The sequence below is a fragment of the Streptococcus sp. SPS1 genome (assembly GCF_030439915.1).
In the GTDB taxonomy this organism is placed as follows: domain Bacteria; phylum Bacillota; class Bacilli; order Lactobacillales; family Streptococcaceae; genus Streptococcus.
In genome coordinates this window covers 17109-34595 of record NZ_JAQFJG010000009.1, presented here as the reverse complement: position 1 = coordinate 34595, position 17487 = coordinate 17109, and the positions used below count along the sequence as shown (strand labels likewise).

The window sequence follows — 17487 nt, the reverse complement described above, 5'->3', positions numbered from 1 at the left end:
GATGCAGAATCTGAAATTTGCCTTTTCATCTATTATGGCTCACAAGATGCGTTCTTTGCTTACCATGATTGGGATTATTATCGGTGTTTCATCGGTTGTTGTGATTATGGCTCTGGGTGATTCCATGTCTCGACAGCTTAATAAAAACATGACCAGATCTCAGAAGAATATTAGTGTCTTTTTCTCTTCTAAAAAAAGTAAAGATGGGTCTTTTACTCAGAAACAATCAGCTTTTACGGTTTCTGGAAAAGAAGAGGAAGTTCCTGTTGAACCACCAAAACCGCAAGAATCTTGGGTTAAGGAGGCAGCCAAACTCAAGGGAGTGGATAATTACTATGTAACCAACTCAACGAACGCCATCTTGACTTATCAAGATAAAAAGGTTGAAAATGCCAATTTGACAGGCGGGAATAGAACCTATATGGACGCTGTTAAGAATGAAATTCTTGCAGGTCGTAGTCTGAGAGAGCAAGATTTCAAAGAGTTTGCAAGTGTTATTTTGCTTGATGAAGAATTATCCATTAGTCTATTTGGCTCTCCTCAAGAGGCTATTAACAAGGTTGTAGAAGTCAATGGTTTTAGTTATCGAGTCATTGGTGTTTATACTAGCCCAGAATCTAAAAATTCAAAAATATATGGTCTTGGCGGCTTGCCTATTACCACAAATATCTCCCTTGCTGCGAATTTTAATGTAGATGAAATAGCTAATATTGTCTTTCGAGTGAATGATACAAGCTTGACTCAAACTCTGGGGCCAGAATTAGCACGAAAAATGACAGAGCTTGCTGGCTTGCAACAGGGAGAATATCAAGTAGCAGATGAGTCAGCTGCATTTGCAGAAGTTCAACAATCGTTTAGTTTTATGACGACGATTATTAGTGCTATCGCAGGAATTTCTCTCTTTGTTGGAGGAACTGGTGTTATGAATATCATGCTGGTTTCTGTTACAGAGCGTACCCGTGAGATTGGTCTCCGTAAGGCTTTGGGTGCAACGCGTGCCAATATTTTAATCCAGTTTTTGATTGAATCCATGATTTTGACCTTGTTAGGTGGCTTGATTGGCTTGACAATTGCAAGTGGTTTAACTGCCTTAGCAGGTTTGTTACTGCAAGGTTTGATTGCGGGTATAGAAGTTGGAGTATCAATTCCAGTTGCCCTATTTAGTCTTACAGTTTCGGCTAGCGTGGGTATGATTTTTGGAGTCTTGCCAGCCAACAAGGCATCGAAACTTGACCCAATCGAAGCCCTTCGTTATGAATAATTTAAAAGATAAAAAACGAGATAGACATCAGTCTGTCTTGTTTTTGTATGGATTTCCTTATCGAAAATCCTTAAAAATGTGATATAATGAAGTGTTAGAAAAACAGGTTTCATTTGCCTGGAAAGGAAAAATTATGTCTGAAAAGAATTTTTATATTACAACGCCGATTTACTACCCATCTGGTAAACTTCATATCGGTTCTGCCTACACAACCATCGCTTGTGATGTCCTAGCACGTTACAAACGCCTGATGGGCTACGATGTCTTTTATTTGACAGGTCTTGATGAACATGGTCAGAAAATCCAGCAGAAAGCGGAAGAAGCTGGAATCACCCCTCAAGCCTATGTTGATGGGATGGCAGTTGGAGTCAAAGAACTCTGGCAATTACTAGATATCTCATACGATAAATTTATCCGTACAACTGATGACTACCATGAAAAAGTGGTAGCACAGGTCTTTGAGCGCTTGCTTGCTCAAGATGACATCTATTTGGGTGAATACTCTGGTTGGTACTCAGTATCAGATGAGGAATTCTTTACAGAAAGCCAGCTTGCGGAAGTTTTCCGTGACGAAGCTGGAAACGTGACAGGTGGAATTGCTCCATCAGGACACGAGGTTGAATGGGTATCTGAAGAATCATACTTCCTTCGCCTCAGCAAATACCAAGATCGTTTGGTAGACTTTTTCAAAGCCCATCCTGAATTTATCACTCCAGATGGTCGTCTGAATGAAATGCTTCGCAACTTCATTGAGCCAGGTTTAGAGGATTTGGCGGTATCTCGTACCACCTTTACCTGGGGTGTACCAGTCCCATCAAATCCAAAACACGTTGTCTATGTTTGGTTTGATGCTCTACTCAACTATGTGACAGCTCTTGGCTACGATCAAGACGAACACGCTAACTTTGACAAGTTCTGGAACGGAACAGTCTTCCATATGGTTGGAAAAGACATCCTTCGTTTTCACTCAATCTACTGGCCAATCCTTCTTATGATGTTGGATATCAAATTGCCAGAACGTTTGATTGGTCATGGTTGGTTTGTCATGAAAGACGGCAAGATGTCTAAATCAAAAGGGAATGTTGTCTATCCTGAAATGTTGATAGAGCGTTTTGGACTAGATCCACTTCGTTACTACCTCATGCGTAGCCTTCCAGTTGGTTCAGATGGAACCTTCACTCCAGAAGACTATGTAGGCCGTATCAACTACGAATTGGCCAATGACCTTGGGAACCTCCTCAACCGTACGGTTTCTATGATTAACAAGTACTTTGATGGACAAATTCCTGCCTATGTAGAAGGTGTAACAGAGTTTGACCATGCTCTTGCTCAAGTAGCTGCTGAATCAATCGCTGACTACCATACTCACATGGAAGCAGTTGACTACCCACGTGCCCTTGAAGCAGTCTGGACCCTTATCTCTCGTACTAACAAATACATCGACGAGACAGCTCCGTGGGTCTTGGCCAAGGATGAAGTACTCCGCGATCAATTGGCAAGTGTTATGAGCCACTTGGCAGCTAGCCTTCGTGTCGTCGCTCACTTGATTGAGCCGTTTATGATGGAAACCAGTCGTGCAGTCTTGAATCAACTTGGCTTGGAAGAAGTAGCGAGCCTTGAAAACTTGAGCTTGGCTGACTTCCCAGAAAATGTGACTGTAGTTGCTAAAGGAACTCCAATCTTCCCACGTCTGGATATGGAAGAAGAAATCGCCTATATCAAGGAACAAATGGAAGGAAACAAACCAGCAGTCGAAAAAGAATGGAATCCAGACGAAGTCGAACTCAAACTAAACAAGGATGAAATCAAGTTTGAAGACTTTGACAAGGTCGAAATCCGTGTCGCAGAAGTCAAAGAAGTGTCTAAAGTAGAAGGTTCAGATAAGTTGCTTCAATTCCGCTTGGATGCTGGTGATGGTGAAGATCGTCAAATCCTCTCAGGAATTGCCAAATACTATCCAAACGAACAAGAATTGGTCGGCAAGAAAGTCCAAATCGTTGCCAATCTCAAACCACGTAAAATGATGAAAAAATATGTCAGCCAAGGTATGATCCTCTCAGCTGAACATGATGGACAATTAACCCTTCTCACAGTTGATCCAGCTGTACCAAACGGAAGTGTGATTGGGTAAAAATAGACAGGACTAGTTCATGCTAGTTCTGTTTTTTTATTTACACTCAATGAAAATCAAAGAGTAAACTAGGAAACTAGCCACAGGTTGCTCAAAACATGGTTTTGAGGTTGTAGATGAAACTGACGAAGTCAGCTCAAAACACCGTTTTGAGGTAGTAGATAAGACTGACGAAGTCAGTTACATATACATACGCTAAGGCGACGCTGACATGGTTTGAAGAGATTTTCGAAGAGTATTAACTATTATGCTTTACAAACTAGTGTAAAAGTGGTATATTATTGATGAAGCTACTAGTAGGTATTACAAAATAGATTAGAAGGGGGAAGGGATGAAGGAAACTCAACTATTAAAAGGTGTTCTTGAAGGTTGTGTCTTGGATATGATTGGTCAAAAAGAGCGGTATGGTTATGAGTTGGTTCAGACTTTGCGAGAGGCTGGATTTGACACTATCGTTCCAGGAACTATTTATCCTTTGTTGCAAAAGTTAGAAAAAAATCAATGGATAAGAGGCGACATGCGCCCGTCGCCAGATGGTCCAGATCGGAAGTATTTTTCATTAACGAAAGAAGGAGAAGAGCGTGTCTCCGTCTTTTGGCAACAATGGGACGATTTGAGTCAAAAAGTAGAAGGGATTAAGAATGGGGGGTAAACCATGAAGAAAATGAAGTATTACGAAGAAACAAGCGCTTTGCTGCATGAGTTTTCTGAGGAGAATCAGCAGTATTTTGAGGAACTGTGGGATAGTTTTAATCTTGCTGGATTTCTCTATGATGAAGACTATCTCAGAGAGCAGATTTATTTGATGATGTTAGATTTTTCAGAAGCAGAACGAGATGGCATGAGTGCAGAGGATTATTTAGGTAAGAATCCTAAAAAAATAATGAAAGAGATTCTCAAGGAAGCACCACGCAGTTCTATCAAGGAGTCCCTTTTGACACCAATTTTTGTCCTAGTGATATTACGTTACTATCATCTACTGGGTGATTTTTCTAAAGGTCCTCTCTTAACAGTCAATTTGCTTACTTTTTTAGGGCAACTTCTTCTTTTTCTGATTGGATTTGCTCTTGTGGCCACAATCTTACGTTGGGGCTTAGTCCAAGATTCTCCTAACATAAAAATTGGCACCTATATTGTCGTTGGGATTCTTGTTCTGCTAGTTGTTCTGGGATATGTAGGAATAGGAAGTTTTGTACAAGAAGGAGCATTTTATCTTCCTGCTCCCTGGGATAGTTTGTCTGTCTTTACGATTTCCCTAGTCATCAGTATTTGGAATTGGAAAGAACCGATTTTTCGTCCATTTGTTAGTATGATTATTGCCCACCTTATTGTAGGTTCTCTGCTCCGTTACTATGAGTGGATGGGAATTTCAAATGTTTTTCTTACAAAAGTTATTCCTTTAGCTGTCCTCTTTATTGGAATCTTTGTCTTGTTCCGTGGGTTTAAGAAGATAAAATGGAGTGAAATATAGTCAAAAAGCCGTTGCAAAGCGGTTTTTTGTTATAATGAAGGGAAGAATGTTAGAAATTTAAGGAGAAAAATTTGATGAGATACATAACTCTTGGTCAAGATGACAAAGAATTATCAGAAATTGTTCTCGGAATGATGAGAATAAAAGATAAGTCTGTAAAAGAAGTTGAAGAGCTTGTAGAAACAGCACTTTCTGTTGGAATCAATGCTTTCGACTTGGCTGATATATATGGTCGTGGTCGTTGTGAAGAACTGTTAGGTCTTGTCCTAAAAAATCGTCCAGATTTAAGAGAAAAGATGTGGATTCAGTCCAAATGTGGCATTCGCATAGAAGAATTTACCTATTTTGATTTTTCTAAGGACTATATTATAAAATCAGTAGACGGTATTTTGCAAAGATTGAAGATTGATCATCTGGACAGCTTGCTTCTTCATCGACCAGATGCTTTGATGGAATCTGACCAAGTAGCAGAAGCCTTTGATCTCCTTTATAAACAAGGTAAGGTTCGAAATTTTGGAGTTTCTAATCAAAATCCCATGATGATGGAGTTTCTTAAAAAAGATGTCAAGCAGCCGTTAGCTGTTAATCAGCTACAATTGAGTGCGGCTTTTACTCCAGGATTCGAATCAGGTTTTCATGTTAATATGGAAGATAGTCAAGCAGCTATGCGAGATGGCAGCATTTTTGAATATTGCAAATTACACGATGTGGTCATTCAAGCATGGTCTGTCTTACAATTCGGGTATTTTAGAGGGAATTTTGTTGGCAATGAGAAATTTCAAGCTTTAAATCAAGTACTTGAGCGTTTAGCTATTAAATATGGAGTAACTTCTTCAACTATTGCCATTTCTTGGATATTACGCTACCCAGCCAAAATGCAGGCAGTCGTAGGTACAACAAATCCTAAGCACTTGAGAGAAGTTAGCCAAGTGGGAAACTTTAGCTTAACAAGAAAAGAATGGTATGAAATTTATCTTGCAGCAGGGAATAATTTGCCCTAGGTAGAAGCAGATGTAAATAAATCACAGTCAAAAAGCCGTTGCGAAGCGGTTTTTTTGTTATAATGAAGGAGAGAATTATTGATATTTAAGGAGAAAAACATGACATTTGAAGAAATCCTGCCTGGGTTAAAGGTTAAGAGAAAATATGTACGAACTGGTTGGGGAGGTGCTGAAAACTATGTCCAACTTTTTGACACTATCGAGCAAAATGGGGTTGCACTTGAAGTGACACCTTATTTCCTAATCAACGTGTCTGGAGAAGGAGAAGGTTTTTCCATGTGGAGTCCGACACCTTGTGATGTTTTAGCGACGGATTGGGTAGAAGTGCATGACTAGACGTGTATTGATTACGGGAGTGAGTTCAGGAATCGGTCTGGCTCAAGCTCGCCTTTTTTTAGAGAAGGACTATCAAGTTTATGGAGTTGACCAAGGTGAAAATCCACTCTTAGAGGGTGATTTTCATTTTTTACAGAGAGATTTGACCTTGGACTTGGAGCCTATTTTTGACTGGTGTCCTCAGGTAGATATTTTGTGCAATACTGCTGGAGTGTTGGATGCTTATAAACCCCTATTGGAACAATCAGCGCAGGAAATTCAAGAAATTTTTGAAATTAACTACGTGACTCCTGTTGAGTTGACTCGCTATTATTTGACGCAAATGCTGGAAAATAAAAAGGGAATTATTATCAATATGTGCTCTATTGCTTCGAGCCTAGCAGGTGGAGGTGGTCACGCCTATACTTCCTCTAAGCATGCCTTAGCTGGCTTCACCAAGCAGTTGGCTCTAGACTATGCTGGAGCTGGGATTCAGGTCTTTGGGATTGCTCCAGGAGCAGTCAAGACAGCTATGACTGCTGCCGACTTTGAACCAGGTGGCTTAGCAGACTGGGTGGCTAGTGAAACACCAATCAAGCGCTGGATTGAACCAGAGGAAGTAGCAGAAGTCAGTCTCTTTTTGGCTAGTGGAAAGGCATCTGCCATGCAGGGACAAATTCTGACAATAGACGGTGGATGGTCTTTGAAGTAGGAGGAGTTGGATGGAAATCAAAAATCACTTTGGAGTCTACGCTGTTTGCTTTGAAAATGGGAAGTTACTCTGCATTGAAAAAACGAGAGGTCCTTATCAACATCGTTCTGATCTACCTGGAGGCAGTCAGCAACTTGGTGAAGGACTGACGGAAACGCTGACTAGAGAAGTCATGGAAGAGACGGGATTTACTGTTAGAAGCAACTCTAATACTCGAATCTACGATGTTTTCGTCAGGGAAGAGTTAAAAAATTTTATGGTTCACCATGTCATGGCCTTGTATGATGTTGAAATGAATGAGAGTGCACCTCAAGTTACGACTTCGGAAGCTGTCTCTGATGGTGCGAATGATTCACTTGGATATATTTGGATGGATATTCAAGAGATTACAGAAGAAAATGCATCGCCATTAGTCTTGAAGGTTAAGTCTGAATTATTAGGATTTCCAGAACTGGACAAGACTTCTTACATGAATTGGAAGGTGAATGATGAGAAATCAACTTGCCCTTAGTGGAGAAAAAATTCTTGAAAAAGTTTATCCTCAACTATTTCACCACATTGGAATGATTCGTGGGGAATACTTGTTGAGAGAGCTCAATCAAAACATCATATTAGCAAGTTGTCAGCAATTTGTAAAAGATTATCTAGATACTATTTGCTCCTTGTACTCAGATGAAGAAATCTGGTATCGTTTTTCAGAATTAACAAATACAGAAGCTAATTGTTTAGAGGGGACTAAAGAGTATTTTGATGAAGGGCATCCCTTGTTTGGTTATAGAGGGACTAGGCGTTTACTGGCGTGTCCGGATGAATTTCAGGCTGAAGCAAATGTTGTTACAGAAGTTTATCAAACTAATCCCAATCTGTCTCTTATTTTTCCTTTTGTCAATGATGCCGACCAATTAAAGCAAGCTATTACAGTATTACGTCAGCATGGCTTTACTGGGAAAGTCGGCACGATGATTGAATTACCGTCAGCGTATTTTGACTTAAATAGGATACTGGAAACGGGCATTTCAAAGATTGTAGTTGGAATGAATGATTTGACTTCTTTTATTTTTGCCACTGTGAGAAACAGTCAATGGCATGATATGGAAAGTCCAATTATGTTAGATATGCTAAGAGATATGCAGGATAAAGCAAGGATGAAAAAGATTGACTTTGCTGTAGCAGGCTATCTGAATGATTCTTTCATACAAAAAATGAATCAGTTGGGTATCAAGTGCATTATTCACTACAGTTCTATTCTAGAGATTTTTGATTTAGAAATTGACCATCCAGATCATCTTAAACACATAAAAGAAGAAAGTAAAAAATTACAAAGGAGCACCCATGACACCGCAAGAAATGTGGAAGGCATATAAGAAAATCAACCCCTCTATAGGAGATGAAATCGATGCTTGGGCTTTTGGAGTGGAACCAGACCTTTTAGCAGATTTGGTTTTAAGAGGCGAAAAGACTGCAACAGCTTCAGCCTACGACCTCTATGCACTAGAAGCCGAGTCTCTTCCTCAAGAAGGAACTTTTGATGTCATTTTAGATAGTCAAAATCAGGCTGTCTGTATTGTCGAAATTACAAAGGTTTCCGTTCAGCCTTTCAGTCAAGTTTCGGCTGACCATGCCTATAAGGAAGGTGAGGGAGACAAGACACTTGTATATTGGCGCCAGGTTCATGAGGATTTTTTCAGAGACTGCTTGGGTGAAGCAGGATTGACTTTTACACCTGAAAGCAAGGTTGTTTTAGAAGAATTTCGCAAGGTCTACCCTCTGTAGACTGCTAGACGGAAGAAAGTTTTGGAAATCGCTGTCCAATCCTTTTTTCTTAGGCAAAACATGTTATAATAAGTTTGTTTGAAGAAGAGCTATAGCTCTTAAACTTAGAATAGGAGAAAACTATGCAAGCAGTTGAACATTTTATTAAGCAATTTGTTCCTGAACACTATGATTTATTTTTAGACTTGAGTCGTGAGACCAAGACGTTTTCAGGGAAGGTGACCATCACTGGTCAAGCACAGAGTGACCGCATTTCCCTTCATCAAAAAGACTTGGAAATCGCTTCTGTAGAAGTTGCAGGTCAAGCTCGTCCATTTACAGTTGACCATGAAAATGAAGCCCTTCATATCGAATTGGCTGAGGCTGGTCAAGTTGAATTGGTTCTTGTCTTTTCTGGTAAAATTACAGATAACATGACAGGGATTTATCCTTCATACTACACAGTTGATGGTGTCAAGAAGGAAGTCTTGTCAACACAATTCGAGAGCCACTTTGCGCGCGAAGCCTTCCCATGTGTGGATGAGCCTGAAGCCAAAGCAACTTTTGACCTCTCTCTACGTTTTGACCAAGCAGAAGGTGAATTGGCCTTGTCTAACATGCCAGAAATCGATGTTGAAAACCGTAAGGAAACAGGTATCTGGAAGTTTGAGACAACACCTCGCATGTCTTCTTACTTGTTAGCCTTTGTTGCGGGTGATTTGCAAGGTGTGACGGCTAAAACTAAAAACGGTACCCTCGTAGGTGTCTACTCAACCAAAGCCCATCCACTATCTAACCTTGATTTCTCACTGGATATTGCTGTTCGCTCTATCGAGTTTTACGAAGATTACTATGGAGTTAAGTACCCAATCCCTCAATCTCTCCATATCGCCCTTCCTGACTTCTCAGCTGGAGCTATGGAAAACTGGGGTCTTGTGACCTACCGTGAAGTTTACTTGGTTGTGGATGAGAACTCTACCTTTGCCAGCCGTCAACAAGTTGCCCTAGTTGTGGCACATGAGTTGGCTCACCAATGGTTTGGTAACCTTGTTACTATGAAATGGTGGGATGACCTTTGGCTCAATGAAAGCTTTGCTAACATGATGGAGTACGTCTGTGTGGATGCTATTGAACCAAGCTGGAATATTTTTGAAGACTTCCAAACAGGTGGAGTGCCTCTTGCTCTTGAACGTGACGCGACTGATGGTGTTCAGTCTGTTCACGTCGAAGTCAAACACCCAGATGAAATCAATACGCTCTTTGATGGTGCTATCGTCTATGCCAAAGGAAGCCGTCTCATGCACATGCTTCGCCGTTGGCTAGGAGATGCTGATTTTGCTAAAGGTTTGCACGCTTACTTTGAAAAACACCAATACAGCAACACCATTGGTAGTGACCTTTGGGATGCCCTTGGTCAAGCGTCAGGACGTGATGTCGCAGCCTTCATGGATTCTTGGTTGGAACAGCCTGGTTACCCAGTTCTTACTGTCAAAGTTGAAAATGATGTCTTGAAGATTTCACAAAAACAATTCTTCATCGGTGAGCACGAAAATAAGAACCGTCTCTGGGTTGTGCCACTCAATAGTAACTGGAAAGGCTTGCCTGATACACTTGAAACTGAAAGTATCGAAATTCCTGGCTACGCAGCTCTTCTTGCTGAAAACAAAACAGCACTTCGCCTCAACACAGAAAATACAGCCCACTACATTACAGACTATCAAGGAGACTTGTTAGAAGCTGTTCTTGCTGACCTAGTTGATCTTGATAACACAAGCAAATTGCAAATCGTCCAAGAACGTCGTTTGCTTGCTGAAGCAGGGCACATTTCTTATGCTGACTTGCTCCCAGTTCTTGATAAACTTGCTAAGGAAGAATCTTACCTTGTCGTTTCAGCTGTTTCTGAAGTAATTTCTGCTCTTGAGCGCTTTATCGATGAAGGAACAGAAGCTGAAAGAGCCTTCAAAGCCTTGGTTGCTAAATTGGCTCGTCACAACTATGACCGTCTTGGTTTTGCAGCTAAAGACGGAGAATCAGATGAGGATGAATTGGTTCGTCAGTTGGCTGTTTCTATGATGATTCGCTCAAATGATGCAGAAGCTAGTCAAGTCGCTAGCCAAATCTTCGCGGCTCACAAGGAGAATCTAGCAGGACTTCCAGCAGCTATTCGCTCACAAGTTCTAATCAATGAGATGAAACATCATGAGACTAAAGACTTGTTAGCACTTTATCTTGATACTTATACTCATGCAACAGATGCTGTCTTTAAACGTCAGTTGGCAGCTGCTCTTGCCTATAGTAAAGATGCGGACAATATCCAAACCTTGATTGCTGCTTGGAAGGACAAATTTGTGGTTAAACCACAGGACTTGTCTGCTTGGTATTACCAATTCTTAGGTCATCAAGCAACTCAGGAAACAGCTTGGTCTTGGGCGCGTGAAAACTGGGCTTGGATTAAGGCAGCCCTTGGAGGAGATATGAGCTTTGATAGCTTTGTTATCCTTCCTGCACACGTATTTAAGACTCAGCAACGTTTGGCAGAGTACAAGGAATTCTTTGAACCGCAACTTTCTGACCTTGCTCTTAGCCGTAACATCGGTATGGGAATCAAAGAAATTGCAGCGCGTGTTGACTTGATTAACCGTGAAAAAGCTGCAGTGGAAGCAGTTGTTCTTCAATACGGAACTAAATAATTAAGACTAAATAAAAGAAAACTCAGCTATCTCATATAAAATGCAGAGAGTTGAGTTTTTTTTAAGGCAAATTTGGTATAATGGTTTTAATAAGGAGGAGTTTCTCATGATAAAAATCTTATTAGTTGAGGATGACCTAGGCCTGTCAAATTCAGTATTTGACTTTTTAGACGATTTTGCGGATGTCATGCAGGTATTTGATGGAGAAGAAGGTCTCTACGAAGCTGAAAGTGGCGTCTATGACTTGATTTTGCTCGATTTGATGTTACCTGAAAAAAATGGTTTCCAAGTCTTGAAAGAATTGCGTGAAAAGGGGATTACGACTCCAGTTCTGATTATGACTGCCAAGGAAAGTTTGGATGACAAGGGACATGGATTTGAACTGGGAGCGGATGATTATCTGACCAAGCCTTTCTACCTAGAAGAACTCAAAATGCGGATTCAGGCCCTTCTCAAACGTTCAGGTAAGTTTAATGAAAATACGCTATCTTATGGAGATATTCTCATCAATTTATCAACAAATACCGTTAAGGTTGAAGATACTACTGTCGAATTGCTGGGGAAAGAGTTCGATTTACTAGTTTATTTCCTTCAAAATCAAAATGTTATTTTGCCTAAGACGCAGATTTTTGATCGTCTATGGGGATTTGATAGTGACACAACGATTTCAGTTGTCGAAGTTTATGTTTCAAAAGTCCGTAAGAAATTAAAAGGAACCACTTTTGCAGAGAATTTGCAAACCTTGCGCAGTGTTGGGTATATTTTAAAAGATGTTCAGTAAACTAAAAAAAACATGGTATGCGGATGACTTTAGTTATTTTATCCGCAACTTTGGTGTCTTTACCTTGATTTTCTCGACAATGACTCTGATTATTTTACAGGTCATGCATTCGAGTCTTTATACTTCAGTAGATGATAAGCTCCACGGACTGAGTGAAAATCCTCAGGCAGTTATTCAGCTGGCAGTAAATAGGGCAACAGAAGAGATTAAAGATTTAGAAAATGCCGCTACAGATACTAGCAAGACTGAGATAAAACCCAATGTCAGTTCCAATACGGAAGTCATTCTCTTTGATAAGAACTTTACTCAACTTCTTTCTGGAAATCGATTTTTGGGCTTGGATAAGATTAAGCTAGAAAAGAAAGAACTAGGCCATATCTACCAGATTCAGGTTTTTAATAGCTATGGGCAGGAAGAAATCTATCGTATGATATTGATGGAAACCAATATTAGTTCGGTTTCAACCAATATCAAGTATGCCGCTGTCTTGATAAATACCAGTCAGTTAGAGCAGGCCAGTCAAAAGCATGAGCAATTGATTGTCGTTGTGATGGCAAGTTTCTGGATTTTGTCTTTGCTTGCCAGTCTCTATCTAGCTAGGGTCAGTGTTAGGCCCCTGCTTGAAAGTATGCAGAAGCAGCAGTCTTTTGTGGAAAATGCCAGTCATGAGTTACGAACTCCACTTGCAGTTTTGCAAAATCGCTTAGAGACCCTTTTCCGTAAGCCAGAAGCAACCATTATGGATGTGAGCGAAAGCATTGCATCGAGTTTGGAAGAAGTCCGAAATATGCGTTTTTTGACAACGAACTTGTTGAACTTAGCTCGGAGAGATGATGGGATTAAGCCGGAGCTTGCAGAAGTTCCAACCAGTTTTTTCAATACGACTTTCACAAACTATGAGATGATTGCTTCGGAAAATGATCGTGTCTTCCGTTTTGAAAATCGGATCCATCGTCCGATTGTGACGGATCAACTTCTCTTGAAGCAGTTGATGACGATTCTCTTCGATAACGCCGTCAAGTATACTGAAGAGGATGGTGAAATTGATTTTCTTATCTCGGCGACCGATCGCAATCTGTATTTACTGGTTTCTGATAATGGAGTCGGTATTTCGACAGAAGATAAGAAGAAAATTTTTGACCGCTTTTATCGAGTTGATAAGGCTAGAACCCGGCAAAAAGGTGGTTTTGGTTTAGGATTATCTCTGGCCAAGCAAATTGTAGATGCTCTAAAAGGAACTATTACTGTCAAAGATAATAAACCAAAAGGAACAATCTTTGAAGTGAAGATTGCCATTCACACACCATCTAAAAAGAAAAAATAAACATATCGCTCCGACTAGGGCGATATGTTTATTTTTTAAGTTTTCGTTTGATAAAAGAGCGTTGGACTTTTAAAACAAGTAAGCTGGATACTATTGCTGCAGGTAAGGCGAGCACAGTTGTTAATTTTAGTGATAAAAAGATAAAACTAAAGATGGCAATGCAGATACAAAAAACAGCGATATTGACAAAAAATAAAATTTCTTTGAGATTGCTATCAGCTTGTGCTTCAGGTGTATAAGCTTGATAATGAGGAAGTTGCTGGTTTAATTCTTCTTGATAGTCTACCTCATAGGATTGTAATTTTCTTACGGGCATGATTCTCTCCTTAACAGTACATACCTATTTTATCATTTTTTCAGTAGAGAATTATTACAGAAAGGTTACAAAAAGAATAAAGTCCCTTTTCATTTTCAAAGAATAGCTGATTTTTGAGAAATATGGTATAATTTTTCCTATGGAAAAGATTATCATTACAGCAACTGCTGAAAGTATTGAACAAGTTAAACAATTGCTTGAAGCTGGCCTAGACCGTATCTATGTCGGTGAGAAAGATTTTGGCCTTCGTCTGCCAACAATCTTTAGTTATGACCAATTGCGTGAAATCGCTAATCTGGTTCATGATGCTGGTAAGGAATTGATTATTGCGGTTAACGCCCTCATGCACCAAGATATGATGGACCGTATCAAGCCTTTCTTAGACTTTTTGGAAGAAATCAAGACAGACTACATTACGATTGGGGATGCAGGCGTTTTTTACGTGGTCAACCGCGATGGTTATTCATTTAAGACCATCTATGATGCTTCAACCATGGTGACAAGCAGTCGTCAGATAAACTTCTGGGGACAAAAAGCTGGCGCATCTGAGGCTGTTTTGGCGCGTGAAATTCCATCAGCTGAACTCTTCAAAATGCCAGAGATTTTGGAAATTCCTGCTGAAGTTTTGGTTTACGGAGCTAGTGTTATTCACCATTCTAAACGTCCACTCTTGCAAAACTACTATAACTTTACGCACATCGATGATGAAAAGACGCGTAAGCGTGACCTCTTCTTGGCTGAGCCAAGTGACCCAGAGAGCCACTACTCCATTTTTGAAGACAATCATGGAACCCACATTTTTGCCAACAATGACCTTGATTTGATGACAAAATTGATAGAATTGGTAGAGCATGGTTTCACTCACTGGAAACTAGAAGGGCTCTACACTCCTGGTCAGAAATTTGTTGAGATTGCAAAACTCTTTATCCAAGCACGTAGTTTGATTCAAGAGGGCAACTTTAGCCATGACCAAGCTTTCTTGCTGGATGAGGAAGTACGCAAGTTACACCCTAAAAACCGTTTCCTTGATACAGGATTCTATGATTACGATCCTGATATGGTTAAATAAAGTAAATGATTCGTTGAGAGAGGGAAGATGCAAACAGTTCTTCTCTCAATTTTTTCTTATTCTCCAATATTTTCAAAGAATTAATAGGCTAGGATGCTCTGTTTGCTGGGATTTTTAATACAAGTAACCTTCTTGAGTTTGAAAATTATCCCATGTTTGCAGGTGCCAAATGGCCCTTTTTTTGGTATAATTTTTTATAATGAAAACGATTGGTAATCGCTATGTTGTGGTTGATTTAGAGGCAACTAGCACAGGTAGTAAGGCTAAAATTATCCAAGTGGGAATTGTCGTGATTGAGGACGGAAAAATCGTCGATCACTATACGACGGATGTCAATCCACATGAACCCTTGGATGCTCATATCAAAGAACTGACAGGATTGACAGACCAACGTCTGGCGCAAGCACCTGATTTTTCTCAAGTTGCCAGAAAAATCTTTGACTTGGTGGAGGATGGGATTTTTGTAGCCCATAATGTTCAGTTTGATGCTAATCTCTTGGCGGAAAATTTATTTTTTGAGGGCTATGAACTAAAAAATCCTCGTGTTGACACGGTCGAATTGGCTCAGGTCTTTTTCCCTGAACTGGAAAAATATAGCTTGCCGATATTGTGTCGAGAATTAGGAATTCCTCTTAAACACGCTCACACAGCCCTTTCAGATGCCCAAGCTACTGCGGAATTACTCTTATTTCTACGGAAAAAGATGGCCCAACTTCCTAAAGGACTCTTGGAACGTTTACTGGAAATGGCTGACGCCCTCTTGTATGAGTCCTACCTGGTTATTGAAGAAATTTATCGCAGCCAATCTGTCCTGAGTTCTCCAGACTTGGTCGAAGTTCAAGGACTGTATTTCAAGAAAACTGGAGCTCCCCTGGAGCCACGAAAACTATCTCAAGGTTTTTCTAAGAATATTTCTCTGTTGAACCTTGAAGTGAGGGAGGATCAAGAAAATTTTGCTAAAGAGGTTGGCTTGCTATTGAAAGATGAGCCTGTCTCTCTGATTCAAGCGCCGACAGGGATTGGGAAAACCTATGGCTATCTCTTACCCGCTTTATCTCAAGCCAAAGAGCATCAAATTGTTCTTAGTGTTCCGACAAAGATTCTTCAAAATCAAATCATGGAAGAAGAAGGTAAACATCTCAAGGAAGTGTTCCATATAGATATTCATAGTTTAAAGGGACCACACAATTATCTGAAGCTGGATTCCTTTTATCGTTCCTTGCAGGAAAATGATGAAAATCGCTTATTTAGACGCTTTAAAATGCAACTCTTGGTCTGGCTGACTGAGACAGAGACAGGAGATTTGGATGAAATTGGTCAACTCTACCGTTACCAACATTTTCTAACAGATCTTCGTCATGACGGGAATTTATCATCTCAAAGCTTATTTGTGACGGAAGATTTTTGGAAACGTAGTCAAGAAAGAGCACAAACCTGCAAGCTTTTAGTGACCAATCATGCCTATCTTGTAACCAGACTGGAAGATAATCCTGAATTTGTCAGCGACCGTTTATTGATTATTGATGAAGTCCAAAAAGTTTTGTTGGCTCTAGAAAATCTGCTTCAAGCGACCTACGATATCCAGTCTATTGTCGATTTGCTTGATAAGGCTCTACTGGAGGAGCAAAATAAGGTCCAGCAACGAATACTAGAAAGTATTCGCTTTGAGTGCCTCTACTTGATAGAACAATTTCAGTCTGGCAAATCTAGGAAAAATATCTTAGATTCTCTGGCCAATCTCCATCAGTATTTTTCAGAATTAGAGGTAGAAGGCTTTGGGGAACTGGTTCGCTATTTTACAGCTGACCGAGATTACTGGCTTGAAGCAACTGAAACGAGTCAAAAGAAAATTCAGATTTCTTCTACAAAATCAGGCCGTATTCTCCTATCTTCTTTAGTACCTAATTCATGTCAAGTCTTGGGAGTGTCGGCTACTCTTGAGATTAGTCAGAGAGTTTCTTTGGCAGACCTTCTAGGCTATCCTGAAGCCAAATTTGTTAAGATTGAAGCTGGTAAAAAACAGGATCAAGAAGTGGTCTTGGTCAAAGATTTTCCTCTAGTAACAGAAACTTCCTTAGAAGTCTATGCCAAAGAGGTAGCTGAATTGCTGATGGAAGTTAAAGATTTCCAACAACCGATTTTGGTTCTCTTTACTGCTAAAGACATGCTTCTAGCAGTATCGGATTTACTCCCTGTAAGTCACTTGGCCCAGTATAAAAATGGTGATGTTCATCAGCTAAAGAAACGCTTTGAAAAAGGTGAACAACAAATCCTGCTTGGTGCAGCAAGTTTCTGGGAGGGAGTTGATTTTTCAAGTCATCCTTTTGTGATTCAAGTTGTACCAAGACTTCCTTTCCAAAATCCCCAAGAACCCTTGACGAAAAAGATCAATCAGGAACTGAATCAAGAAGGGAAGAATGCCTTTTATGATTATCAATTGCCGATGGCTATTATTCGTTTAAAACAGGCTTTGGGAAGAAGTATGAGACGTGAACACCAACGTTCCTTAACCCTCATTCTGGATAGGAGAATCGTCGGAAAACGATACGGCAAGCAAATAGTGATTTCTCTAGAAAAAGAAGCGACTGTTAAAACCGTCTCTCGATCCGAAGTTGATGAGGCTGTTGATAAATTTTTAAATGAACTTTGATAAATAGTATTGTA

The 17487-nt window shown here is 40.1% G+C and carries 16 protein-coding genes; 15 read left to right on the top strand and 1 reads right to left on the bottom strand.

The window, feature by feature from the left end; translation table 11 throughout:
• Nucleotide 1 precedes the first annotated feature (1 nt).
• The 13 genes from PCY12_RS07420 (at nucleotide 2) to ciaH (ending at nucleotide 13438) form a co-directional block, all read left to right on the top strand.
• Nucleotides 2-1261, top strand: coding sequence for an ABC transporter permease (locus PCY12_RS07420; protein ID WP_301352261.1), 1260 nt, complete (start codon nucleotides 2-4; stop codon nucleotides 1259-1261).
• A 133-nt stretch (nucleotides 1262-1394) separates the two neighbouring features.
• Complete coding sequence (gene metG, locus PCY12_RS07415; RefSeq protein WP_301352259.1) at nucleotides 1395-3392, top strand: methionine--tRNA ligase; 1998 nt, start codon at nucleotides 1395-1397, stop codon at nucleotides 3390-3392.
• Nucleotides 3393-3723: 331 nt separating this feature from the next.
• Nucleotides 3724-4044 (top strand): PadR family transcriptional regulator, encoded by a 321-nt coding sequence (locus PCY12_RS07410; protein ID WP_000665422.1) that lies wholly within the window; start codon nucleotides 3724-3726, stop codon nucleotides 4042-4044.
• Nucleotides 4045-4047: 3 nt separating this feature from the next.
• Nucleotides 4048-4863 (top strand): hypothetical protein, encoded by an 816-nt coding sequence (locus tag PCY12_RS07405; RefSeq protein ID WP_301352258.1) that lies wholly within the window; start codon nucleotides 4048-4050, stop codon nucleotides 4861-4863.
• Between the two features lie 74 nt (nucleotides 4864-4937).
• Nucleotides 4938-5864: an aldo/keto reductase gene (locus PCY12_RS07400; RefSeq protein WP_301352256.1), complete on the top strand. Its 927-nt coding sequence runs from the start codon at nucleotides 4938-4940 to the stop codon at nucleotides 5862-5864.
• Between the two features lie 99 nt (nucleotides 5865-5963).
• Nucleotides 5964-6200 (top strand): DUF2829 domain-containing protein, encoded by a 237-nt coding sequence (locus PCY12_RS07395; protein WP_061439294.1) that lies wholly within the window; start codon nucleotides 5964-5966, stop codon nucleotides 6198-6200.
• Nucleotides 6193-6891, top strand: coding sequence for a 3-oxoacyl-ACP reductase (locus PCY12_RS07390; protein ID WP_301352254.1), 699 nt, complete (start codon nucleotides 6193-6195; stop codon nucleotides 6889-6891). Before PCY12_RS07395 ends, PCY12_RS07390 begins: the two co-directional genes overlap by 8 nt.
• A gap of 10 nt (nucleotides 6892-6901) precedes the next feature.
• Complete coding sequence (locus tag PCY12_RS07385) at nucleotides 6902-7402, top strand: NUDIX hydrolase (protein WP_301352252.1); 501 nt, start codon at nucleotides 6902-6904, stop codon at nucleotides 7400-7402.
• Complete coding sequence (locus PCY12_RS07380) at nucleotides 7380-8255, top strand: putative PEP-binding protein (protein ID WP_301352322.1); 876 nt, start codon at nucleotides 7380-7382, stop codon at nucleotides 8253-8255. Before PCY12_RS07385 ends, PCY12_RS07380 begins: the two co-directional genes overlap by 23 nt.
• A complete protein-coding gene (locus tag PCY12_RS07375) occupies nucleotides 8224-8664 on the top strand; it encodes an ASCH domain-containing protein (protein ID WP_301352250.1) in 441 nt (146 codons plus the stop codon). Before PCY12_RS07380 ends, PCY12_RS07375 begins: the two co-directional genes overlap by 32 nt.
• Before the next feature lie 122 nt (nucleotides 8665-8786).
• Nucleotides 8787-11333 (top strand): M1 family metallopeptidase, encoded by a 2547-nt coding sequence (locus PCY12_RS07370; RefSeq protein ID WP_301352248.1) that lies wholly within the window; start codon nucleotides 8787-8789, stop codon nucleotides 11331-11333.
• A gap of 106 nt (nucleotides 11334-11439) precedes the next feature.
• The gene (ciaR, locus tag PCY12_RS07365; protein WP_000590628.1) at nucleotides 11440-12114 is read left to right on the top strand and encodes a two-component system response regulator CiaR; all 675 of its coding nucleotides are present in this window, start codon (nucleotides 11440-11442) and stop codon (nucleotides 12112-12114) included.
• A complete protein-coding gene (gene ciaH, locus PCY12_RS07360) occupies nucleotides 12104-13438 on the top strand; it encodes a two-component system sensor histidine kinase CiaH (RefSeq protein ID WP_050390167.1) in 1335 nt (444 codons plus the stop codon). Before ciaR ends, ciaH begins: the two co-directional genes overlap by 11 nt.
• Nucleotides 13439-13466: 28 nt before the next feature.
• Here the strand turns inward: ciaH and PCY12_RS07355 are convergent, their stop codons facing one another.
• Nucleotides 13467-13754 (bottom strand): DUF3270 domain-containing protein, encoded by a 288-nt coding sequence (locus PCY12_RS07355; protein ID WP_261061764.1) that lies wholly within the window; start codon nucleotides 13752-13754, stop codon nucleotides 13467-13469.
• A gap of 139 nt (nucleotides 13755-13893) precedes the next feature.
• Between PCY12_RS07355 and PCY12_RS07350 the strand changes: the two genes are divergently transcribed.
• Together PCY12_RS07350 and PCY12_RS07345 are read left to right on the top strand one after the other, a co-directional pair.
• Nucleotides 13894-14823, top strand: a complete 930-nt coding sequence (locus PCY12_RS07350; RefSeq protein ID WP_301352246.1) for a peptidase U32 family protein — start codon at nucleotides 13894-13896, stop codon at nucleotides 14821-14823.
• Nucleotides 14824-15022: 199 nt separating this feature from the next.
• Nucleotides 15023-17473 (top strand): bifunctional DnaQ family exonuclease/ATP-dependent helicase, encoded by a 2451-nt coding sequence (locus PCY12_RS07345; protein ID WP_301352244.1) that lies wholly within the window; start codon nucleotides 15023-15025, stop codon nucleotides 17471-17473.
• The last annotated feature ends 14 nt before the right edge of the window (nucleotides 17474-17487 follow it).

Bases quoted from the DNA above. Each gene is read 5' to 3' on its own strand.
- PCY12_RS07420 (WP_301352261.1), top strand. From the start codon at position 2: ATGCAGAATCTGAAATTTGCCTTTTCATCTATTATGGCTCACAAGATG.
- metG (WP_301352259.1), top strand. From the start codon at position 1,395: ATGTCTGAAAAGAATTTTTATATTACAACGCCGATTTACTACCCATCT.
- PCY12_RS07410 (WP_000665422.1), top strand. From the start codon at position 3,724: ATGAAGGAAACTCAACTATTAAAAGGTGTTCTTGAAGGTTGTGTCTTG.
- PCY12_RS07405 (WP_301352258.1), top strand. From the start codon at position 4,048: ATGAAGAAAATGAAGTATTACGAAGAAACAAGCGCTTTGCTGCATGAG.
- PCY12_RS07400 (WP_301352256.1), top strand. From the start codon at position 4,938: ATGAGATACATAACTCTTGGTCAAGATGACAAAGAATTATCAGAAATT.
- PCY12_RS07395 (WP_061439294.1), top strand. From the start codon at position 5,964: ATGACATTTGAAGAAATCCTGCCTGGGTTAAAGGTTAAGAGAAAATAT.
- PCY12_RS07390 (WP_301352254.1), top strand. From the start codon at position 6,193: ATGACTAGACGTGTATTGATTACGGGAGTGAGTTCAGGAATCGGTCTG.
- PCY12_RS07385 (WP_301352252.1), top strand. From the start codon at position 6,902: ATGGAAATCAAAAATCACTTTGGAGTCTACGCTGTTTGCTTTGAAAAT.
- PCY12_RS07380 (WP_301352322.1), top strand. From the start codon at position 7,380: ATGAGAAATCAACTTGCCCTTAGTGGAGAAAAAATTCTTGAAAAAGTT.
- PCY12_RS07375 (WP_301352250.1), top strand. From the start codon at position 8,224: ATGACACCGCAAGAAATGTGGAAGGCATATAAGAAAATCAACCCCTCT.
- PCY12_RS07370 (WP_301352248.1), top strand. From the start codon at position 8,787: ATGCAAGCAGTTGAACATTTTATTAAGCAATTTGTTCCTGAACACTAT.
- ciaR (WP_000590628.1), top strand. From the start codon at position 11,440: ATGATAAAAATCTTATTAGTTGAGGATGACCTAGGCCTGTCAAATTCA.
- ciaH (WP_050390167.1), top strand. From the start codon at position 12,104: ATGTTCAGTAAACTAAAAAAAACATGGTATGCGGATGACTTTAGTTAT.
- PCY12_RS07355 (WP_261061764.1), bottom strand. From the start codon at position 13,754: ATGCCCGTAAGAAAATTACAATCCTATGAGGTAGACTATCAAGAAGAA.
- PCY12_RS07350 (WP_301352246.1), top strand. From the start codon at position 13,894: ATGGAAAAGATTATCATTACAGCAACTGCTGAAAGTATTGAACAAGTT.
- PCY12_RS07345 (WP_301352244.1), top strand. From the start codon at position 15,023: ATGAAAACGATTGGTAATCGCTATGTTGTGGTTGATTTAGAGGCAACT.